Below are 19776 nucleotides of genomic sequence, written 5' to 3' on the forward strand. Positions count from 1 at the left end.
CAGTGGCAGGCCGAGTAGCCCACCGAGATCAGCAGCGGCACGTCGCGCCGCCTGGCCTCCTCGAACGCCTCCTCGCCCCACTCGAACCAGTCGACCGGGTTGGCGGCGTGCTGCTGGAGGTAGGGGCTGGTGGCGTGCTGCAGCCTGTTCATGTCTCCAGCCTCTCACGCGCGAGACGGGGGCCGGAGGCCGCGCGAAGGGCTGCTTCTTCGACTCATGGGCACGTCGGGGCGTAGGTTACCGAACGTGGACCTTGACTTCGTGAGCGCTCACGCGGGGCGCCCCGCCACCGGACTGACCCGCAGGGACGTGGCGCGCGCGCTGCTGGCCGTACCCTCGGGCGTGGCCCTCGTGGCCATGCCCGACCTGCGCAGAGCCATGCTGGCCGTGGGCAACCCGCTGTCGGTCACCTTCTGGGAGACCGCGAGGAGCACGCTCAGCGCGATCGAGTCGGGCAAGGCCACCGTCGGCGAGGTGCAGCGCTGGCTGGAGGCGACGGGCAGCGAGCCGATCCTGCTCACGCCCAGCTACTTCGTCTGGCCGGAGGAGGACGAGCGAGGCCCCGTCGCCGAGGAGATGCACGCCAGGTTCGTCACCTACCTGGAGGAGCGCATCCAGGCGGGCGAGATCGACCCCGACCTCCTGGCCAGGGGCGACACGGCGGCCCGCACCGCCTACGAGGAGCTGCAGGAGCGCTGGCTCAACACGCCGCTGCCCGACGGCAGGGTGCCGAGCGCGGTGGTGGGCGACGAGCAGGACGAGGAGCTGTTCGCCGCATGGGACGAAGAGGAGGCCTACGCGCTCGCCGAGCTGCGGCGGATCCTCTCCGAGCTGCCCCAACGACCTGAACTGCCCGACGCCGACCTGCGACTGGCCGCCGCGAGGCTGCGCGAGATGCTCGCCTTCCCCGGCTACCCGGGCAACGTGCTGCGGGCCTGCGCGGGGTTCGAGGGCGGCCTCATCCCCGACGACGACCGTGAGCTGTGGCTGGCCGTCGTCGCGGGCATCGCGGGCCCCATCTCCGACCTCGACGACGACGGCGGCGAGGAGGACGACGAGCTCGACGAGGAGCTCAGCCACGAGGAGGCGGTCCTCGCCGCCCTGTGCGCCATCCACCACGCCGACTGGCTGGCAGCGGTGGCGGCGCTGGCCAGGCTGGGCCCCGGCGTGCTCGCCTCGCCCGAGCGCATCGCCAGGCTCATCGCCGAGTCCGAGGACATCACGGTCGACATGGACGACCCCGACGACCTCGACACCACCGAGACCCTCTTCACGCACGTGGCCGCGCTGTGGGCCTACCTCGGCATCGTCGACGAGGACGACGTGCTCACCCCGCTGGGCTGGTGGGGCCTGCCGCAGGCGCTGGAGCGAGCCTGGTCGCCCGGCGACTGAACAACTACCGCGGCGTCCGCTCTGAGGGCTCTCCGAGAACGGTCACGCAGACCGGGACGCGTGACGTCACCGGCGTGGAGGCCTGACGGACGGTCACTCTTCCTCGAGCAGGTCCTTGTACTCGGGGTGACGGCTGATGTACCTGGCCACGTAGGGACACAGCGGGCGCACCTTCAGCCCGGTGTCCCTGCTGGCGCCGAGGGCGTGGGCCACCAGCTGTCCGGCCAGCCCCTGCCCCTCGAACTCGGGCTTCACCTCGGTGTGGGTGAAGACGATCGTGGAGGGCAGGAGCTTGTACTCGGCGAACCCGGCGAGCTGTCCATCGACATGGATCTCGAACCGGCTTTCCGCCGAGTTATCCAGAATTTTCACTTCTTGTCCAGGTCGGCCTCGTGGGGAACCTCGATCTTGGAGATCTGCTTGTTCATCGACTTGATGAGAAGGAACAGCGCGAATCCCATGAGGGCCACGACGGTGAAGCCCAGGATTCCAGGGCTCACGTCACCTATGGCGAAGTACGTCACGGCTCCAGCTTACTTGCAGGCGGCCGCGGTCTCCTCGGCGTGTATGCCCGCGAACAGGTCGTCCTCGGGAAGCTCGGTGTCGACGAGCGACCTGGCCAGGTGGTAGTCCTCGGTCGGCCAGATCTCCTGCTGCAGATCCCTCGGGCACACGAACCAGAACCCGTCGGGGTCGACCTGCGTGGCGTGCGCCATCAGCGCCTCGTCGCGGGTGGCGAAGTAGTCGCCGCACGGCACCTTGGTGGTGACGGGCCACTTCTGCGGCCTGTCCTCCCATCTGGCGATCCAGTCGGCGTAGGGCGAGCCCATGCCGCGCTCGTTCATCGCCTCGTGCAGCGCCTCGAACCGCTCCTTGGTGAAGCCCATCTGGTAGTAGAGCTTCAGCGGCTGCCAGGGGTCGCCTGTGCCCGGGTAGCGGTCGGGGTCGCCCGCGGCGTCGAAGGCCTCGACCGAGACCCTGTTGGTCATGATGTGGTCGGGGTGCGGGTAGCCGCCGTCGTCGTCGTAGGTGAGGATGACGTGCGGCCTGAACTCACGCACGGCCGCCACGAGCGGCGCCGAGGCGATCTCGAGCGGCTGCAGGGCGAAGCAGCCCTCGGGCAGCTCCTCCTCCTCGCTCTCCGGCAGCCCCGAGTCGACGAAGCCGAGGAAGCGCTGCTGGACACCCAGGATCTCGCGCGCGCGATCCATTTCCTTGCGCCGCACCTCGCCGATGTTCTCGACGATCTCGGGCCGGTCCATCTTCGGGTTGAGCACGGAGCCCCGTTCACCGCCCGTGAGGGTGCAGACCAGGACCTCGACGCCCTCCGCGACGTAACGGGCCATCGTCGCGGCGCCCTTGCTCGACTCGTCATCCGGGTGTGCATGGACGGCCATCAGCCTCAGCGGTGCGCTCACTGGCTCGCTGTCTCCTCAGTTCGGACCGGTTCACTCGCCACAAGAGGTTTACTTCTCTTGGGCGGTCGCGGGGGCGGACCCCCGACAGGCGACAATTGTCTCGGACAACACCGGGGAGTGCAGGGAGATTCCGTCATGGCCACCAGAGATGTCGAGAACGGGCCCGTTCTCGGCACACCGGACGACTTCAGCGACCGTCCCGAACGGCAGGGCAGGTTCGTCGTCCACGTCGTGATCGCGATCCTGGTGGCGATCGTGGCGGGCGGCTGGGGCTACGTGATGTGGACCGCCACAGGACAGGCCACGGTTCCGCAGCAGGTCGTCGCCTTCGACGCGAGCAGACCCGACTCCGCGGGTATCACCTTCGAGATCTCCAGGCCCGCCGGCAAGGGCGTGGTGTGCAGGCTGAGGGCCACCGACGCCAACCATGTAGAAGTCGGCAGCAAGGAAGTAAAGATTCCCGCTGGTGAGGGGTATATCCGACTGAAGGAGCGCCTGGACACCAGTGCCCAGGCCTCGTCAGTCCACATCCAGGCCTGCTATCTCGTATAGTGAGACATTTGGGGAAGCGCTCAAGCGGTAAGGTTGTTAGTCTTTCGCAATTCGCCAACCCAAGTGAACTCAGGGCCCCCTAAGGAAGCAAGGAGAACCCGTGGCCGACTCTCGCGATGAGAACGTCACCTGGCTGACTCAGGAGGCGTATGACCGCCTCAAGGAGGAGTACGACTACCTCTCTGGCCCGGGTCGCGTTGACATCGCCAAGAAGATCGAGGCCGCTCGCGAGGAGGGCGACCTGAAGGAGAACGGCGGCTACCACGCGGCCAAGGATGAGCAGGGCAAGATGGAAGCCCGCATCTTCCACCTCCGTCAGCTCCTTGACAGCGCCAAGGTCGGCGAAGCCCCCAAGACCGAGGGCGTGGTCGGCCCCGGCATGACCGTCACGATCCGCTTCGAGGGTGACGACGACGAGGTCACCTTCCTGCTGGCCTCCCGCGAGGAGACCGGCGCGCCGATCGACGTCTACTCGCCCAAGTCCCCTCTCGGTGCCGCCATCAACGGCAAGAAGATCGGGGAGAAGGCGACCTACGCCATGCCCAACGGCCGTCAGAACACGGTCGAGATCCTCGAGGCCGTGCCGTACATCGGCAACTGACTCCCGAAGAGATGATCCGCCGGGCCCCTGGCCCGGCGGATTTTCCGCATGCGCCAGGCGGCATCAGGCAGGACCTCTCCTTCCTCGTGAACGGCGGCCGCAAGCGCGGGCGCAGGAGGGCGCTGCGCAGCAGGCTCATCCCCTACATCTCCGTGACGCTGGCCCTGGTGATCGCCGCGGACCTGGCGTTACTCGGGGAGTTCTCGTCCGACGACCCGGGCGCCGACACGAACACCGTGACGGCCAGGAAGCTCGCGCCGCAGGAGAACCTCGCGGCCAGGAGCGAGATCGCGCCGCCGGTGCGGCCGCTCGACAAGCTCCACGAGCCGAGCGTGTTCGTGGTGACGCGCAAGCCGCTGCGGCGCGCCACGATGGAGAAGGTCGTCAAGATCAAGGGCATCAGGGCGGTCGAACTCGCCGACGCCGCCTCGGTCACGATCGACGGCAAGCGCGTGCAGACGCTCGGCGTCGATCCCTCCAGCTTCAGGTCCTACACCCCCAAGGTGACCGCCTCGTCCGACGGCCTGTGGGCCAACGTGGCCGGCGGCGACGTCGCGGTCTCGTTCGTGCTCGGCAACGACGGAGGGCTCACGCTCGGCCGTAGCGTTCCAGGACCCGGCGGTCAGCTCAGGATCGGCGCCTACGCGACCATGGGCATGGGCGCGGTCGACGCGGTGCTCTCCAGGGACAAGGCCCGCTCGCTCGGCTTCCCGCAGAACAACGCGATCGTGGTGAGCGCCCCCAAGGTCGACACCGCCGCCCTGCGGAGGGCGCTGCTGCGGGTGCTGCCGAAGGGCACGCAGGTCGCGGCGATCAATCCGGTGCTGGCCGCGCCGAAGAAGGTCGCGCAGTGGAGCTCGGGCTCGTTCATGACGGTCCCCCAGCTGACCACGGCGCTGCAGGCCGCGGCCGGCAAGCTGGGCAGGCCGTACGTGTGGGGCGCCGAGGGGCCCGACACCTTCGACTGCTCGGGGCTGGTGCAGTGGGCCTTCGCCCGGGCGGGGGTGCGCATGCCGCGCGTCACCCACCAGCAGTGGGTGACGGGGCCGCAGGTGCCGCTGTCGCAGGTGCAGCCGGGCGACCTGGTCTTCTGGCGGAGCGATCCCACCAACCCTGGCTACATCTCCCATGTGGCGATCTACTGGGGCAACGGCAAGGTGCTCCAGGCGCCCCGCACGGGTGACGTGGTGAAGATCTCCCCGCTCAGCACGCGCAATCTGGCGGGCATCGTGCGGGTCAGCCCGGCCGTGGCCGCGCGCGTCCGCTAGACGGATCTCCAGCAGGACGATCGGGGCTGGCTCTTGTCTCGTTGATGTGTAATTCTCATTACATGGATACTGACGAAGCAGTCACCCAGCTCCGCGGATGGTTCACAGGGCGCCTCCCCGAGAGCTGGTTCGAGGGCCCGCTCACCGTCGTCCTCGACCGCGAGGAGATCGCGGTCGTAGGGGTGCTCCCCGAGCCGGCCGGGCGCAGGGGCTCGGGAGAAGAGGGCGAGGGGCGCGACCATGAACGCGCCGAGTCGGACGTCGAACGCGCCGCCATGATCGAAGGCATGATCGGGCGCTTCCGTGAGGAGACCAGGGAGCAGCGCATCGAGATCGCCTCCGAGGCCGAGCGGAAGTTCCGCAGGAAGGTCTCGTGGGGCGTCACGTGCGGCGGCGAGACGGTGATGTTCACCACACTGTCGGTCCCCGTCATGACCCGCCTGCGGCAGCCCGAGCGACAGGTCCTCGACACTTTGGTGGCCGCGGGTGTGGCCCGTAGCCGCAGCGACGCTCTCGCCTGGTGCGTACGGCTGGTCGGCAAGCACACCGACACCTGGCTGGCCGAGTTGCGCGACGCTTTGCAGCACGTCGACAGGGTGCGGGCAGCGGGTCCCAGGGGAATGGACTGAACCAATCGCCGAATTGGTGTAGACCTTTCATTCTGGTCTGGACCAATTGCATTCTTTAAATCGCTTCTCGGTGGGTAGGGACCCCCTCCATCAAGGCCACAGCCTGCGCAAAGGTCTACTCCAATTCGCCTTTGTCGGCATTAGTCGTTAATGATGACGTGGCCCAGAAAAGAGTGGAGGAGCCACCGCCGTGTCCCTTTCCGTGGAAGTACCCACCCCGACGACCAACCAGAAATTGGTCGACTGGGTGAACGAGATCGCCGCCCTGACGCAACCCGCGCGGATCGAGTGGTGCGACGGCTCAGAGGCCGAATGGACGCGCCTGACGAACCTGCTCGTCGACCAGGGCACCTTCACCCGCCTGGCGAAGCGGCCCAACAGCTTCTACGCCAAGTCCGACCCGAGCGACGTCGCGAGGGTCGAGGACCGCACGTTCATCTGCTCCGAGCGCGAGGAGGACGCGGGCCCGACGAACAACTGGATCGCGCCCGCCGAGATGCGCCAGACCTTCGGCGAGCTGTTCAAGGGCTGCATGCGCGGACGCACGATGTACGTCGTGCCGTTCTGCATGGGTCCGCTGGGCGGGGAGATCTCCCAGCTCGGCGTCGAGATCACCGACTCGCCGTACGTCGCCGTGTCCATGCGGATCATGACGCGTATGGGGGAGGAGGCGCTGCGCCTCATCGAGCGACGCGGTGACTTCGTCAAGGCGGTCCACTCCGTCGGCGCGCCCCTGGCCGAGGGCCGGCAGGACGTGCCGTGGCCGTGCAGCTCCACCAAGTACATCAGCCACTTCCCCGAGACCCGTGAGATCTGGTCGTACGGCTCGGGCTACGGCGGCAACGCGCTGCTGGGCAAGAAGTGCTACGCGCTGCGCATCGCCAGCGTGATGGCGCGCGACGAGGGCTGGCTGGCCGAGCACATGCTCATCCTGAAGCTGACGCCGCCCGAGGGCGAGACGCGCTACGTCGCCGCCGCCTTCCCGAGCGCCTGCGGCAAGACCAACCTCGCCATGCTGCAGCCGACCATTCCCGGCTGGAAGGTCGAGACGATCGGCGACGACATCGCCTGGATGCGCTACGGCGCGGACGGCAGGCTCTACGCCATCAACCCGGAGGCCGGCTTCTTCGGTGTCGCGCCGGGCACCGGCGAGACCACCAACGCCAACGCGGTCAAGACGCTCTGGGGCAACAGCATCTTCACCAACGTCGCCCTCACCGACGACGGCGACGTGTGGTGGGAGGGTCTCACCGACGAGCCGCCCGCGCACCTCACCGACTGGAAGGGCCGTTCGTGGACGCCAGGCTCCGACGAGCCCGCCGCGCACCCGAACGCCCGCTTCACCACCCCCGCCTCCCAGGCGCCGACCATCGCGCCGGAATGGCAGGACCCCAAGGGCGTGCCCATCTCGGCCATCCTGTTCGGCGGGCGCCGCGCCACCGCGGTTCCGCTGGTCACGGAGTCGCTGAGCTGGCAGCACGGCGTCTTCCTCGGAGCCAACGTCGCCTCCGAGAAGACCGCCGCCGCCGAGGGCAAGGTCGGCGAGCTGCGCTACGACCCGTTCGCCATGCTGCCCTTCTGCGGCTACAACATGGGCGACTACTTCGGACACTGGCTGGCGATGGGCAGGCGCGAAGGCGCCAAGCCGCCGCGCATCTACTACGTCAACTGGTTCCGCAAGGACGACGCGGGCCGCTTCATCTGGCCGGGCTTCGGCGAGAACAGCCGCGTGCTCAAGTGGATCGTCGAGCGCCTGAACGGCGAGGCCGAGGCCGTGCCCACGCCGATCGGGCTGCTGCCGAGGACGCTCGACACCGACGGCCTCGACCTGCCGGAGGAGGACCTGCGCACGCTGCTCACCGTCGACCGCGAGGTCTGGCGTGAGGAGGCGGCGTTGATCCCCGCCCACTTCGAGAAGTTCGGCGACCACCTGCCCAAGGAGCTGTGGAGCGAGTACAACGCGCTGCTCGACCGGCTGTGACCTGACGGCCATGCCGGGTGCGCGTCTCCGGCATGGCCGGTCTTCCTGAGAAGGCGGGCTTCCCGAGAAGGTGAACTTCCTGAGAAGGTCCCCTGTGGGGGAAACTTCCCCCTGGCGCCGAGCGTCTACTTGGTACACGGGGCATCGTCCTCCTTCCCCTCAGGGAGGCAGTACATGGATCTCCTCCTCATCGTCGTCTCGCTGGTCCTGATCGCCGCCGTCAGCGGCGCTTCCTCGGCCCTCAAGCGTGAGCACCGCAGGGTCCGCTCGGTCGCGGCCAACGCGTCCCCCGGCGAACTCGGCCACTACGAGCTGGCCTACCTCGCGGGAGGCCCCCGGCGGGTGGTGAACACCGCCATCGCGATCATGGCCAAGGCGGGCGCGCTGCGGGTGTCGCGCGGCGGCACGCTCCACCACGTCGCGTCGGCCTCCTCGCCCGATCCCGTCGAGCGGGCCGTCCTCGACGTGGTCAGGGCCAGGCCGGGCGGCGTCTCGGCCGGTGTGGTCCGCCACGACGTCGGGACCGGGCCCGTGATGGAGGACCTGCGCCATCACCTCACGAGCGTCGGCCTGCTCGTGCCGGACGGTTCGCTGGTGCCGGTCAGGTCGCGCCTGAACCGGCTCTCGGCGCTCGCCTACCTGTCGGGCGCCCTTGTGCCGGTCGCGGCGGTCCTGATGTTCACGGGCGCGATGCCCGCGTGGCCGCTGGGAGTCGGCACGGTGATCATCTCCACCATCCTCGCGATCAGCGGGCTGGCGGCGGCCCGCAAGCACCGCCGCGCCCTCGCCAACGTCCTCAGCACCGCGGGCCAGGCCGAGCTGCTCAGGGCGCAGCAGACGCACGTGCGGGGTGCCGCGATGCCGTACGCGCCCCAGATGGCCTTCGCGATGGCCGTGCCCGTCGCCCTGTACGGCCTGGGTGAGCTCGGCGACCCCACCATGCAGCAGGAACTGCAGAGCGACGAGGACGAGACCCACGCGACCTCCTCAGGCGCCTGCGCGGGAGGTTCCTGCGGCGGCGGCTCGGGATCGGACAGCAGTTACGGCGGCGCCGACTTCGGCTCGTCCTCCTCCTGCTCGTCGGGCGGCGGAGGAGGCGGTTCTGGCTGCGGCGGCGGCGGTGGGTGCGGCGGCGGCTGCGGCGGCGGGTGACCGGGTGCAGCGGCCTTCGCCCGAGAGCGGGAAGCTGGGGGTGGGCCTCGGCTGGCGTCCCGAGATCGACCTGACCGTCGAACGCCTTCCCGACGTCGACTTCGTCGAGGTCGTCGCCGAGAACATCAGGCCAGGACGGCTGCCCGAGTCGCTGCGGGTGCTACGGGGCAGGGGCGTGCCGGTGATCCCGCACGGTGTCGGCCTCGGTCTCGGCGACGCGGCCCCTCCCGATCCCGCGCGCCTGGCGCACCTGGCCTCCTGCGCGCAGGAGCTGGACTCGCCGCTGGTCAGCGAGCACCTGGCGTTCGTCAGGGCGGGCGGGATGGAGGCGGGCCACCTGCTGCCCGTGCCGCGCACCAGGGAGATGCTCGAGGTGGTCGCGGACAACATCAGACGCGCCCAGGACGCCCTTCCCGTCCCCCTGGCGCTGGAGAACGTGGCGGCGATCTTCGGCTGGCCCGAGGACGAGCTGACCGAGGCCCAGTTCCTCGCCGAACTCGTCGACAGGACCGGAGTCCAGCTGCTCGTGGACGTCGCCAACCTCTACACCAACCAGGTGAACCTCGGCCTGTCGGCGGTCGGGGCGCTGGACGCGCTCCCGCTCGCCTCGCTGGCCTACGTGCACGTCGCGGGCGGTCACCTGCACGACGGCATCTGGCACGACACGCATCAGGAGAGCGTGCCGGAGGCGGTTCTCGAGCTGCTGTCGGAGCTGTGCGCCCGCGTCGAACCCCCGGGCGTCCTGCTGGAGTGGGACGACGCCTACCCGAGCGACGCGGCCCTGGCGGGGGAGCTCGGCAGGATCCGCGCCGCCATGACCACCGCCGACCGCCCATGAGCCCTCCAGGAAGCCGGGCGCCAGGAAGCCGGGCGCCAGGGAGCCGGGCGCCAGGGAGCCGGGCGCCAGGGAGCCGGGCGCCAGGGAGCGGAGCGCCAGAGAGCCAGGGGCGAGAGAGCCAATCGAGGGAGGGCCAGGCGGGAGAGGGCCAGGGCGGCGACGGGCAGATCAGGGAACGGCTCGAGCAGGCACAGGCGCGGGTCGTCGCCGCGCTGGTGAACGGCGCCGAGCCGCCCCCTGGCTTCGACCCGGCACGGCTGGCCGCCCAGGCCCGCAGCCTGCTCGCCAAGCGGCGCGCGATCGTGGCCAGACTCCGCCCCGACGCGGCAGCCGCGGCGGGTAAGGATCTGGCCACCGAGTTCGCCGCCTACGCCGGGGCCCGCTCGGCCCCTCCACCCGGCTACCGGGCCGACGCCGACGACTTCGCCGCCTGGCTGCGGGCCAGGGGCCGCCTGGCCGAGCCGTCCCCGCAGTCCTCCACCGAGCCTCCGTCGCGCGCGTGGCGGCGGCTGCTCCCTCGCCGGCTGCGCTCACGCTGAGGTGGGGTGCGAGGGGGCGAGGGGGCGAGGGGGCGAGGTGAGATAAAGGTGACCATGCACGAGAACGGGCAGCGCATCGGCGAGATGCTGGCAGAGGTCGTCCAGGCGCTCGGCCGGACGGCGGAGCCGCGCGAGGACATCGCCCTCCGGGGCGACGGCGAGGCGGCGGACGGCCAGGTGCGCGTGGTGGCAGGGCAGGACGGGCGGCTGCGTGAGCTGCGCCTCGACCCACGCGTCATGCGGATGGCGTCGGAGGACCTCGCACGCGAGATCCTCGTGGCGGTCAACGCGGCGCTGGACGACCTGCGGGCGGGCATGCCGGGGCTGGAGGCGTCCGGGCCGTCCGATCCGCGGGCGCTCGCCGAGACGCTGGGCGGCGTGCACGCCGACGTGATGCGGCAGCTGGACGAGTTCGCCGACGGGGTCGAGCTGGTCGTGCGGCGGCTGGAGGAGCGGTGAGCGAAAATCTCGGCGAGGGGATGGACATCTCCCGTGCTGACCTGCGCGGCACCGGCGCGGGGCTGGGCGAGACCGGCACGACCTGGCTGGAGGCGGTGGGGGCGTTGCGCGCCCATCTCGAGGGTGAGGGCGATCCCTGGGGCGAGGATGTCGAGAGCATGGTCAAGGCCGGCTACCTCGCGGTCACCAGGAAGGCGCTGGAGGTGTTCGAGGCGCTGGGGGAGCGGCAGGTGACCTCGGGGGACGACGTGCGTGTCATGGAGGCGAACTACCGGCACGCGGAGCAGCGCAGCGGTGAGGACGCCGTACGGCTCAGGCGGGCCATCGAGCGGCTGTGACGACCGGCTCCCGGTGGGAAGCCCGTCAGGAGCCGGTCGGCAGGGCAAGCCCGCCGGTGCGGGTCGGCCAGGGGGAAACCGGCCCTGGTGCCGGTCAGCGGCGAAGCTCGTCGGCAGCCAGGAGGACGCCCGCGGGTCCCTCGAGGTTGACGGCGACGCCGGTGTCCTGCGGCAGGAGCGCCACGAGGTCACGACCGCGCAGGCGCTGCCAGTCCGTGGCGCCGTCCGGCAGGGCGTCCGGCAGGTGGGCCATGGCCGTGTAGGCGAACGCCGCCCTGCCCTCGCCCGTGTCGAACACCGGCACCCCGCCGCCGGGGCCCGCGGCCACGATCACCTCCGCCTCCAGCAGCAGCGGGACGAGGTCGCGGCCGTCGGCGTAGCCGGTCGAGGCCAGTTGCGCGGCGCGGTCGAACGGGTCGGTCGGCTCGGGATGGTCCAGCGCCACCGGCGAGGGACGGTAGCCGGGGTTGTGGCGGAACTCGCCGCTGATCTCGCCGCGCTCGTCGACCTGCCAGGCGCCGACGACTCCGTAGGGCGGGACCTCGCCGTTGGGGTCGAAGAACGGATCGACCGCGTACAGCCAGGTGCCAGGGCTCTGCCGCGCCTGCCGCCGCAGATCGTCGGTGACCGGTGGCGGGCGCGGCGGGGTGGCGTTCACGACGATCCTCCTGACGACAACCCCGGATGGCCGGGGTAGGGGTCGTAGTGCGGGTTGGGGATGAAGTGCTCAGGCGTCCTGGGTGCTCCCCGCGGCCAGGCGCCGGAGATGTACCTTCGGTGCACGCCTCCGGGGAAGGCGATCTCGCGCTCGTGGGACAGGTGGGTGGCGCCCCGTAAGGTCTCCTGGACGTCGATCCCGCCGGGGGCGTCGACCTCGTAGACGTGGCCGCGAGGGAACGCGTTGTCGATGTCCGTGCGGGTGCTGGTTCCGACGAAGGCGGAAGGCCTGCTTTTGAGCACGTAGTCGGACAGGTTGGTCATCGACGGGTCGCGCGGATGGAGGCCCTGCTCGAAGATCGTGTCAGGAGACCGGTCCGAGGCCCGGTAGAGCGGCTCGCGATCACGGCGCCAGATGGGATACGGCGTGATGCTCTTGACGTCCACGCTCTTGTCGGCCGCGGCCTCGAGATAGTTGTCGGGGTCGCGCACGGGGGTCGGCGGGCGCTTGCCTGGCGGGATCGCGGCGGCCCCCACCTTGTCGGGCGGTTTGCGCAGCAGCCCTGAGGCGCGCTGGAACAGACGCAGGGCGCTGCGTTCCATCAGGTCGACCTGCTTACGGACGATCTCCCGCGAGGCGGTCCTGCCGCCGCCCACGACCGCGGGGACGGCGGCGAGCGAGGCGCCCGCCGTGGGTCCCGAGGCCGCGGCCAGCCGCGCCAGGTTCAGGGCGACCCGCAAAAGGACGAGGAGCAGCGCCACCTTCATGGCGAGCACGATCATGGCTGAGAGCTGCAGCGCGCCGCCGATGAGCAGCGCGGCGGAGATCGCGTCGCCGGAACGGTCCGAGGTGTCCTGCCAGTCCCCGCCGAACGCCCTGACCCCCTCGCCGTCGTTGCGGGTGACGGTCCTGGCGGCGTGCGTGGTGGCGGTCGCGGAGACGCGCGCCGCCGTCACCGCGAAGGAGATCCACCGGGACCCGGCCTCGTGCAGCAGGACCTCGTCGACCAGCGGCCACGAGAAGACGATGTTGGCCAGCATGGCGAGCTCGGGCGGCGGCTGCAGCCCCATGACGTCCTCCTCGCTGCGGGTGTCCACACGTGATCACACATCCGAGGCGATCACTGTAGGGGGATTCGCGCAGGAACGGGGTGAGGGGGCGATCCTTTCCGCCGGGCGTCCCGCGGGGGCGGACGCCGGGACGGCTTGCCCCGTCCCGGGTAGAGATCCTAGGTTTGCGGCGTGATTGTCGACGCGCACCAACACTTCTGGAACCTCGAGACCGGCGACTACACCTGGCCCACGCCCGACCTTCCTGCGCTCTACAGGACGTTCGGCCCCGAGGACCTGGCTCCCGAGCTGGCCGCCGCGGGCGTCGACAGGACCGTGGTGGTCCAGGCGGACGACTCCTTCTGGGAGACCGACGCGATGCTGGCCCACGCCGAGGCCCACGACTTCATCGCCGGTGTCGTCGGCTGGGTGCCGCTCGACCGGCCGGACGAAGCCGCGCACGCCCTCGACCGCTACCGGAGACATCCGAAGTTTGTGGGGGTGCGTCACCTCATCCACACCGAGCCTGACCCTGACTGGCTGGTCAGGGACTCCGTGCTGGAAGGGCTGGGACTGCTCGCGGAGGCGGGCGTGCCGTTCGACGTGGTGTCGCTCCTGCCCAGGCATCTGGAGCACGTGGTGACCATCGCCGAGCGCCATCCCTCGCTCCAGGTGGTCGTCGACCACCTGTCCAAGCCCAGGATCGCCGCCGGTGAGCTGGAGCCGTGGGCCGCGGGGCTGCGGGCCGCGGCCGAGCTGCCCAACGTCCACGCCAAGGTGTCGGGACTGGTCACCGAGGCGGACCATGAGCACTGGACGGTGGAGGACCTGCGTCCCTACGTCGAGCACGCGGTCGAGGTGTTCGGCGCCGACCGGCTGATGTTCGGCAGCGACTGGCCGGTTCTGCTGCTGGCGGCCGACTACCAGACCGTCTTCACGGTTTACAGCGCACTTCTTGGTGCCACGGATCGCAGCAAGGTGCTCGGTGGCAATGCTGCCCGTTTTTATGGGTTTAGCAAGATTTAGGGCGGAAACGCTCTGGGCATGGGGGGACTACGTTGCGTCGACGGCTCGTATCTGACCGTCACGCCCATCGCCTGCACGGACAGTGCCGGCATGCCGTACGAGGTCACCCTGGCGCTCCATCGCGACGGCACGCCGTACGGCGTCGTGGGTGAGCGGTGCGGGTGGTTCCTGGCGCGCCTGGCCCGCGGGGTCGGGGCGGCCAGGTCGGGGCGGGGGCAGGCCCGGCTGTGGCCGGACCCCGACGACAGGTTCCCCGCGAACGAGCCCGACGGCGAGCTGTTCGCCTTCCGCTACCGCACCAGGTCCGATGTCGTCGGAGGGGGCGAGCTCCGCTGCCAGCTGAGGACCATCCCTGTCTGGGTGCCCGCCCAGGACGGCAGGGGCGAGTGGCGGGTGACCAGAAGGGCGTATCATGGAGGCATGGGGACCCTCCGGCATCGGGATGCGCGCGGTCCTCACCTCCGGTGAGTTGGCCGCCTTCGTGGAGTCCCTGGTAGAGGAGGCGGAAGGGGCTCTGAAGCCCGTGGAGCTCGGCCGTAATCCGATTGAGGGGGCGGGCAGCCTCCAAAGGCGGTGATAATTGCCTGTTAGGTCGTGAGACGACCACAAAGGCACAGCACCGCTGGGGAGGGACTCCGTGGGCCTGCGCGATCTGGTCTACCGGCTCTACGAGCGCCGCTTGGAGGCCAAGCTGTCAGCCGACAGCGACAACTTCCCCCGGCACGTCGGGGTCATCATCGACGGCAACCGCCGTTGGGCGCGCGCGATGGGCATGCGCGACGTCAGCAAGGGGCACCGCAAAGGCGCCGACAAGATTTCCGAGCTGCTCACGTGGTGCCGCGAGGCGGGCGTGGAGGTCGTCACCGTCTGGATGCTCTCCAGCGACAACCTCAACAGGCCGAAGGAGGAGCTCGAGCAGCTTCTGAAGATCATCGAGGACGTCACACAGGAACTCGTGGCCGAGGGCTGGCGCATCAGCCCGGTCGGCGCGCTCGACCTTCTGCCGGACAGGACGGCGAATGTCCTGAAAAACGCAAAAGAAGTCACATCACACCGTCCAGGGCTGATTGTGAACGTTGCGGTTGGGTATGGAGGAAGACGTGAGATTGCCGATGCGGTGCGCTCACTCCTTCAGGAGCACGCCAGCAAGGGGGCGAGCATCGAGGACCTGGTCGAGGTTCTCGATGTGGAGCACATCGCGGAGCATCTCTACACTCGCGGCCAGCCCGATCCCGACCTGCTCATCAGGACCTCCGGTGAGCAACGGCTGTCAGGATTCATGCTCTGGCAGAGCGCCCACTCCGAGTTCTACTTCTGCGAGGCCTACTGGCCTGACTTCCGCAGAGTCGACTTCCTGCGGGCGCTGCGCGACTACGCCGCGAGACACCGGCGTTACGGTTCCTGAGACGAGTTCACGAACAGCGCGTGAACACACGCTTGGCCTCTTCGGGGGCGGGTATTCAGGACCTAACGTTGGAAGTGGCCGGCCACGGGCCGGTCGCTCCGGAGAGGGCCCGCCTTTGCGCATAGATCTGCCGAGGGGGGCCGGACCCCGGCGCCCTTCGGGGGTGCGGGTCCGGTCCGAATTCCCGCCTCGTCTGCAGGGTGCCCGCTCCACCGGGCGCCCGGGGGAGAACGTGTGGCAGTGTCCTCGAGCAACAAGCCCAACACCAAGCGCATCTACGTGCTGGACACCTCGGTCCTGCTCGCCGACCCGGCGGCGATGACCCGCTTCGCCGAGCATGAGATCGTCCTTCCGATCGTCGTGATCACGGAGTTGGAGGCCAAGCGGCACCATCCCGAGCTCGGCTACTTCGCACGCAAGGCGCTGCGCTACCTCGACGACCTGCGCGTCAAGTACGGCAGGCTCGACGAGCCGATGCCCACGGGCGAGGGCACGATCAGGGTCGAGCTGAACCACAGCGACCCCTCGATCCTGCCGGTCGGGTTCAGGCTGGGCGACAACGACACCCGCATCCTCACCGTGGCGCGCACACTGGCCGCCGAGGGCAAGGACGTGGTGCTGGTATCCAAGGATCTGCCCATGCGGGTCAAGGCGGCCTCGATCGGCCTGTCGGCGGAGGAGTACCGCGCCGAACTGGTCGTGGAGTCGGGCTGGACCGGCATGGCGGAGATCCAGGTCACCACCGAGGACGTCGAGACGCTCTTCGACAAGGGGACCGCCGACCTGGAGGAGGCGCGAGAGCTGCCCACCCACACCGGCCTGCGGCTGCTGTCGAGCAGGGGCTCGGCGCTCGGCAGGGTGCTGCCGGACAAGTCCGTACGGCTGGTCAGAGGCGACAGGGAGGCGTTCGGCCTGCACGGCCGCTCCGCCGAACAGCGCATCGCCCTCGACCTCCTCATGGACCCCGAGGTGGGCATCGTCTCCCTCGGCGGCAGGGCGGGCACCGGCAAGTCCGCGCTGGCGCTCTGCGCGGGCCTGGAGGCCGTCCTGGAGCGCCGCCAGCACCGCAAGGTGGTGGTCTTCCGCCCGCTCTACGCGGTCGGCGGCCAGGAGCTCGGCTACCTGCCCGGCAGTGAGGGCGAGAAGATGGGCCCGTGGGCGCAGGCCGTCTACGACACCCTGGGCGCGGTCACCACGCCCGAGGTGATCGAGGAGGTCCTCGACAGGGGCATGCTGGAGGTCCTGCCGCTCACCCACATCCGCGGCCGCTCGCTGCACGACGCCTTCGTGATCGTGGACGAGGCGCAGTCGCTGGAGCGCGGGGTGCTGCTGACGGTGCTGAGCCGCATCGGGGCCAACTCCAGGGTCGTGCTCACCCACGACATCGCCCAGCGCGACAACCTCAGGGCTCGGCAGGCACGACGGCGTGGTCGCGGTGGTGGAGAAGCTCAAGGGGCACCCGCTGTTCGCCCACGTCACGCTGACCAGGTCCGAGCGCTCGCCGATCGCCGCGCTGGTGACCGAGATGCTGGAGGACATCACGATGTAGCGGCCGCTAGGAGGGCGCGCCTGCGGGAGCCAGATCGTGGAACTCCTTGCAGGTGCGCCTGCCGCTCGTCGTCGAGGGTGCGACGGTCCTGGCGATGTTGACCTGCACCTTGGAGATGTCGGTGCGCAGCCGCGCGGTGCAGACGATCTGGGCCAGCGCCACGCGGCTGAGCTCCCGCTCGCCCTGCAGGGTGACGTAGAGGACGAGGCTCCTGGTCTCGGAGGGGTCCAGGCGCTGCTGCCTGCCGACGGGCTCGGCCTCGGCGTCCTGGTAGCGCATGCCGTACAGGTCGGTGTCCTGGCCCGACTCCACAGGGTGGCTGGCCAGGTCCATGAGCGTGCGCATGAGGTCTTCGGCGGTCTTGCCAGGGACCCTGACGCGCTGCTGCACCAGCCGTCCCTTCTTGATCAGGTAGACCTGGGAGAAGATGGGCTCGGTGCTGATCACGGGCGGCGAGCCGAGCGAGGAGACGGCTGTCGGGCTGATGCCGCAGCCGGTGAGCAACGCCAGGCAGGTCAGTAGAGGGAGCGCCCGTCTCATGTGTGCGGCAGCCAGACCGTGAACAGGGTGCCAGGCTGCTGGGGGCGGACCGAGATCGTGCCGCCGTGCAGTTGGGCGTTGGCCCGCGCGATCGAGAGCCCGAGGCCGCTGCCCTGGCTCCTGACCCGCCCCGTGCCCACCTTGAAGAAGCGGTCGAAGACGTGCGGCAGCGCCTCGGGCGGGATGCCCTCGCCGTGGTCTCGCACCTTCACCTCCAGTCCGTTGGGCGTACTCCGGGCGGTGATCAGGACCGGCTGGCCGCCGTGCTTGAGCGCGTTGCCGACCAGGTTGGCCACGATGACGTCGAACCTGCGCGGATCAAGGTTGGCGACCACGCCCGCGGGCGTCTGGACCCTGACGTCGTCGCTCCAGCCGCGCACCTCGAGGCTGTCGCAGATGGCGTCGGCCACGTCGACGGACTCCAGCGCCAGCGTCGCGGTGCCCGCGTCGAACCTGCTCACCTCGATCAGGTGCTCGACCAGCTCCCTGAGCCTGCCCACCTCCGACAGCACCAGCCGTACGGCCTTGGCGGGTTGCTCAGGCAGCCGCTCGGCCTCCTCGGAGAGCATGTCGGCCACGGCGGTCATCGCGGTCAGCGGCGTGCGCAGCTCGTGCGAGACGTCGGCGACGAACCTGCGCGACATCGCCTCCAGCGCGCGCAGCTCCGACACGCTGAGCTCCAGGGCGGCCGCGGCGTCGTTGAAGTGGGCGGTCAGCTCGGCCAGCTCGTCCTTGCCGCGCACGGGCAGGCGCGTGTCGAGCCTGCCTCTTCCGAGCGCCTGCGCCGCGGCGCTGAGCCTGCCCACAGGGAGCAGCACGTGCCTGGCCGACACCAGGGCGACCGTCAGCGCGATCAGCAGCGTGATGCCGCCCGCCTGGGCGAAGGCCTCCCTGAGGTTGGCCAGCGTGCGCTCCTCCTCGCTGAGCGAGACGAACTCGAAGACCAGCAGCCCGGTCGGCTGGGCGACGTCGTCGGTGCCCGCGCGGTAGACCTGCGTGCCGAGGACGAGCCACAGCTCGCCGTCGATCATCCTGCGCTGGCTCGCCAGCCTGCTGCGGGCCTGTCCCCGCAGCTCACCCGTGACGTCGCCGCCGCCGAAGAGTCCCTCGTCGTCGCGGTAGTACTGGTCCTGGTACTCCAGCAGGGTGTGCCGGTCGGGCCCCGCGAGCGCGTTGGCGAGGTTGGTGAGCTCCTCGCTGCTCGGCGGCACCTCGCCTGGGCGCAGCTCGCCGACGGCGAAGTCGATGCGCTCGAGGTCCTTGGTGAGGTCGTCGACCGCGGTCTTCGTCGTCCTCTCGATCAGCGCGCCCTTGGCCAGCTCGAAGCCGATGCCCGCGACCAGCGCGGAGGCCGTCACGGCGACGACGGTGAAGGTGATGACCAGCCGGCCGCGCAGGCCGGTGAGGAAAGCGATCACGGTGGGCTGAACCGGTAGCCGAAGCCGCGCACGGTGTGGATGAACACCGGTTCGGCCGGCAGGGGTTCGATCTTGGCCCGCACCCGCTGCACACAGGCGTCGACGAGGCGGGAGTCGGCCACGTGGGTGTGGTCCCAGACCACACGCAGCAGGTAGCGCCGGTTGAGCACCTGCCCGGGGTGGCGGACCAGCTCCAGCAGCAGCCGCAGCTCGGTGGGGGTGAGGTGGATCTCCTTGCCCGCCAGGCTCACCTTGAGCGCGCCCCTGTCGATGACCAGGTCGCCGAAGGAGATGCGGTCGGAGGTGGCCGACTCCGCCCTGCGCAGGATCGCCCTGATGCGCGCGTCGAGCACCCTGGGCTCGACCGGCTTGACGACGTAGTCGTCGGCGCCCGCCTCGAGTCCGACGACCACGTCGAGGTCGTCGCCCCTGGCGGTGAGCAGGATGACGGGCAGCTGGTCGAGCCTGCGGATGCGCCTGCACACCTCGACCCCGTCGATGCCCGGCAGCATGACGTCGAGGATGGCGATCTCGGGCCGTCGCGACCTCACGTGGTCGAGAGCCTCCTCGCCGGTCGCGTAGGAGGTGACGGAGTGCCCCTGGCGGGTCAGTGCCAGCTCGAGTGCCGTCCGCACGGAGGGGTCGTCTTCGACCAGGAGGATTCCTGCCACGGGCACATTATTCTTCCAACCTGGGAAAATCCGTTCCGTGTCATGAAACTGTGACATCTCGCGCACAAGACCACAAAGAACCTTCGACAGCCTGGGGAAGGTCCACCCTTCGGGACGGGGGCACGAGGGGCGGACCCCTATCGCGTGTGACCAAAATCACACAATTTGAAAACGCCTGGTTGGTCAAGGGAACGCCAACTTAATGCCACGTTTCGGTTGCCAACCACCCCCTAAGACAGGGCAAGCTCATAGGTCGTGAGCCCAGGTCCGCAGTTGAGTGAGCGCCCCGCGCC

The 19776-nt window shown here is 69.8% G+C and carries 23 protein-coding genes and 1 pseudogene; 15 read left to right on the forward strand and 9 right to left on the reverse strand.

From position 1 onward, the window contains the following. Positions 1 to 152 (reverse strand): DUF255 domain-containing protein (locus ABFX55_RS41750; protein WP_346131403.1); only part of this gene is annotated, 152 nt, incomplete at its 3' end. 94 nt (positions 153 to 246) lie between these two features. Between ABFX55_RS41750 and ABFX55_RS41755 the strand changes: the two genes are divergently transcribed. After that, a complete protein-coding gene (locus tag ABFX55_RS41755; protein WP_346128991.1) occupies positions 247 to 1392 on the forward strand; it encodes a hypothetical protein in 1146 nt (381 codons plus the stop codon). Between the two features lie 93 nt (positions 1393 to 1485). Here the strand turns inward: ABFX55_RS41755 and ABFX55_RS41760 are convergent, their stop codons facing one another. Genes ABFX55_RS41760 through mca form a run of 3 tightly spaced genes read right to left on the reverse strand, consistent with a single transcriptional unit; the run spans position 1486 to position 2810 of the window. After that, positions 1486 to 1764, reverse strand: coding sequence for a GNAT family N-acetyltransferase (locus tag ABFX55_RS41760; protein WP_346128993.1), 279 nt, complete (start codon positions 1762 to 1764; stop codon positions 1486 to 1488). After that, a complete protein-coding gene (locus tag ABFX55_RS41765; RefSeq protein WP_281388192.1) occupies positions 1761 to 1892 on the reverse strand; it encodes a hypothetical protein in 132 nt (43 codons plus the stop codon). Before ABFX55_RS41765 ends, ABFX55_RS41760 begins: the two co-directional genes overlap by 4 nt. 33 nt (positions 1893 to 1925) lie before the next feature. Further along, positions 1926 to 2810, reverse strand: a complete 885-nt coding sequence (mca, locus tag ABFX55_RS41770) for a mycothiol conjugate amidase Mca (RefSeq protein ID WP_346128995.1) — start codon at positions 2808 to 2810, stop codon at positions 1926 to 1928. Positions 2811 to 2945: 135 nt separating this feature from the next. Between mca and ABFX55_RS41775 the strand changes: the two genes are divergently transcribed. The 10 genes from ABFX55_RS41775 to ABFX55_RS41820 all read left to right on the forward strand — a co-directional run bounded on the left by ABFX55_RS41775 (position 2946) and on the right by ABFX55_RS41820 (position 11167). Continuing rightward, a complete protein-coding gene (locus tag ABFX55_RS41775; RefSeq protein ID WP_346128997.1) occupies positions 2946 to 3362 on the forward strand; it encodes a DUF4307 domain-containing protein in 417 nt (138 codons plus the stop codon). Positions 3363 to 3462: 100 nt separating this feature from the next. Further along, positions 3463 to 3963 carry a transcription elongation factor GreA gene (gene greA, locus ABFX55_RS41780; protein ID WP_183655289.1) on the forward strand — a complete coding sequence of 167 codons (501 nt, stop codon included), beginning with the start codon at positions 3463 to 3465 and terminating at the stop codon, positions 3961 to 3963. A gap of 11 nt (positions 3964 to 3974) precedes the next feature. Further along, positions 3975 to 5231, forward strand: a complete 1257-nt coding sequence (locus tag ABFX55_RS41785; protein ID WP_346128999.1) for a C40 family peptidase — start codon at positions 3975 to 3977, stop codon at positions 5229 to 5231. A 62-nt stretch (positions 5232 to 5293) separates the two neighbouring features. Then, a complete protein-coding gene (locus ABFX55_RS41790) occupies positions 5294 to 5860 on the forward strand; it encodes a hypothetical protein (protein ID WP_346129001.1) in 567 nt (188 codons plus the stop codon). A 190-nt stretch (positions 5861 to 6050) separates the two neighbouring features. Continuing rightward, positions 6051 to 7841 carry a phosphoenolpyruvate carboxykinase (GTP) gene (locus tag ABFX55_RS41795; RefSeq protein WP_346129002.1) on the forward strand — a complete coding sequence of 597 codons (1791 nt, stop codon included), beginning with the start codon at positions 6051 to 6053 and terminating at the stop codon, positions 7839 to 7841. 174 nt (positions 7842 to 8015) lie between these two features. After that, the gene (locus ABFX55_RS41800) at positions 8016 to 8993 is read left to right on the forward strand and encodes a TIGR04222 domain-containing membrane protein (protein ID WP_346129004.1); all 978 of its coding nucleotides are present in this window, start codon (positions 8016 to 8018) and stop codon (positions 8991 to 8993) included. A gap of 4 nt (positions 8994 to 8997) precedes the next feature. Continuing rightward, complete coding sequence (locus ABFX55_RS41805) at positions 8998 to 9831, forward strand: MbnB/TglH/ChrH family RiPP precursor modification enzyme (protein WP_346129005.1); 834 nt, start codon at positions 8998 to 9000, stop codon at positions 9829 to 9831. After that, positions 9828 to 10370, forward strand: coding sequence for an SCO6045 C-terminal-like domain-containing protein (locus ABFX55_RS50165; RefSeq protein WP_487047407.1), 543 nt, complete (start codon positions 9828 to 9830; stop codon positions 10368 to 10370). The genes ABFX55_RS41805 and ABFX55_RS50165 overlap by 4 nt, the downstream gene beginning before the upstream one ends. A gap of 54 nt (positions 10371 to 10424) precedes the next feature. Then, positions 10425 to 10829 carry a YbaB/EbfC family nucleoid-associated protein gene (locus tag ABFX55_RS41815; protein ID WP_346131405.1) on the forward strand — a complete coding sequence of 135 codons (405 nt, stop codon included), beginning with the start codon at positions 10425 to 10427 and terminating at the stop codon, positions 10827 to 10829. Beyond that, positions 10826 to 11167 (forward strand): hypothetical protein, encoded by a 342-nt coding sequence (locus tag ABFX55_RS41820; protein WP_346129008.1) that lies wholly within the window; start codon positions 10826 to 10828, stop codon positions 11165 to 11167. The genes ABFX55_RS41815 and ABFX55_RS41820 overlap by 4 nt, the downstream gene beginning before the upstream one ends. A gap of 94 nt (positions 11168 to 11261) precedes the next feature. Here ABFX55_RS41820 and ABFX55_RS41825 read toward each other — a convergent pair whose 3' ends face one another. Beyond that, positions 11262 to 11825: a type VII secretion system-associated protein gene (locus ABFX55_RS41825; RefSeq protein ID WP_346129010.1), complete on the reverse strand. Its 564-nt coding sequence runs from the start codon at positions 11823 to 11825 to the stop codon at positions 11262 to 11264. Beyond that, positions 11822 to 12922: a scabin-related ADP-ribosyltransferase gene (locus tag ABFX55_RS41830; protein WP_346129012.1), complete on the reverse strand. Its 1101-nt coding sequence runs from the start codon at positions 12920 to 12922 to the stop codon at positions 11822 to 11824. The genes ABFX55_RS41825 and ABFX55_RS41830 overlap by 4 nt, the downstream gene beginning before the upstream one ends. A 144-nt stretch (positions 12923 to 13066) precedes the next feature. Here ABFX55_RS41830 and ABFX55_RS41835 point away from each other — a divergent pair, with 144 nt between their 5' ends. The 4 genes and pseudogenes from ABFX55_RS41835 (at position 13067) to phoH2 (ending at position 16854) form a co-directional block, all read left to right on the forward strand. Next, positions 13067 to 13900 carry an amidohydrolase family protein gene (locus ABFX55_RS41835; RefSeq protein WP_346129014.1) on the forward strand — a complete coding sequence of 278 codons (834 nt, stop codon included), beginning with the start codon at positions 13067 to 13069 and terminating at the stop codon, positions 13898 to 13900. Between the two features lie 18 nt (positions 13901 to 13918). Then, on the forward strand, positions 13919 to 14368 hold the full coding sequence (locus tag ABFX55_RS41840; RefSeq protein WP_346129016.1) for a hypothetical protein: 450 nt from the start codon (positions 13919 to 13921) through the stop codon (positions 14366 to 14368). A gap of 169 nt (positions 14369 to 14537) precedes the next feature. Further along, positions 14538 to 15305 (forward strand): isoprenyl transferase, encoded by a 768-nt coding sequence (locus tag ABFX55_RS41845; protein WP_183655321.1) that lies wholly within the window; start codon positions 14538 to 14540, stop codon positions 15303 to 15305. Between the two features lie 234 nt (positions 15306 to 15539). Then, positions 15540 to 16854, forward strand: a pseudogene (gene phoH2, locus ABFX55_RS41850) (RNA 5'-3' helicase PhoH2). A 6-nt stretch (positions 16855 to 16860) separates the two neighbouring features. Here phoH2 and ABFX55_RS41855 read toward each other — a convergent pair. Genes ABFX55_RS41855 through ABFX55_RS41865 form a run of 3 tightly spaced genes read right to left on the reverse strand, consistent with a single transcriptional unit; the run spans position 16861 to position 19483 of the window. After that, the gene (locus ABFX55_RS41855) at positions 16861 to 17394 is read right to left on the reverse strand and encodes a hypothetical protein (protein WP_346129017.1); all 534 of its coding nucleotides are present in this window, start codon (positions 17392 to 17394) and stop codon (positions 16861 to 16863) included. Beyond that, the gene (locus ABFX55_RS41860) at positions 17391 to 18812 is read right to left on the reverse strand and encodes an ATP-binding protein (RefSeq protein ID WP_346129019.1); all 1422 of its coding nucleotides are present in this window, start codon (positions 18810 to 18812) and stop codon (positions 17391 to 17393) included. Before ABFX55_RS41860 ends, ABFX55_RS41855 begins: the two co-directional genes overlap by 4 nt. Continuing rightward, entirely contained in the window at positions 18809 to 19483 is a 675-nt protein-coding gene (locus ABFX55_RS41865; RefSeq protein WP_346129020.1) for a response regulator, read from the reverse strand. The genes ABFX55_RS41860 and ABFX55_RS41865 overlap by 4 nt, the downstream gene beginning before the upstream one ends. Positions 19484 to 19776 lie beyond the last annotated feature (293 nt).

This window comes from Nonomuraea roseola (assembly GCF_039535395.1).
Classification (GTDB): Bacteria; Actinomycetota; Actinomycetes; order Streptosporangiales; family Streptosporangiaceae; genus Nonomuraea; species Nonomuraea roseola.

Excerpts from the sequence above, each read along its gene's own strand:
- ABFX55_RS41855 (WP_346129017.1), bottom strand. The coding sequence starts at position 17,394 with ATGAGACGGGCGCTCCCTCTACTGACCTGCCTGGCGTTGCTCACCGGC.
- ABFX55_RS50165 (WP_487047407.1), top strand. The coding sequence starts at position 9,828 with ATGAGCCCTCCAGGAAGCCGGGCGCCAGGAAGCCGGGCGCCAGGGAGC.
- ABFX55_RS41815 (WP_346131405.1), top strand. The coding sequence starts at position 10,425 with ATGCACGAGAACGGGCAGCGCATCGGCGAGATGCTGGCAGAGGTCGTC.
- ABFX55_RS41840 (WP_346129016.1), top strand. The coding sequence starts at position 13,919 with ATGGGGGGACTACGTTGCGTCGACGGCTCGTATCTGACCGTCACGCCC.
- ABFX55_RS41800 (WP_346129004.1), top strand. The coding sequence starts at position 8,016 with ATGGATCTCCTCCTCATCGTCGTCTCGCTGGTCCTGATCGCCGCCGTC.
- ABFX55_RS41790 (WP_346129001.1), top strand. The coding sequence starts at position 5,294 with ATGGATACTGACGAAGCAGTCACCCAGCTCCGCGGATGGTTCACAGGG.
- ABFX55_RS41785 (WP_346128999.1), top strand. The coding sequence starts at position 3,975 with ATGATCCGCCGGGCCCCTGGCCCGGCGGATTTTCCGCATGCGCCAGGC.
- ABFX55_RS41775 (WP_346128997.1), top strand. The coding sequence starts at position 2,946 with ATGGCCACCAGAGATGTCGAGAACGGGCCCGTTCTCGGCACACCGGAC.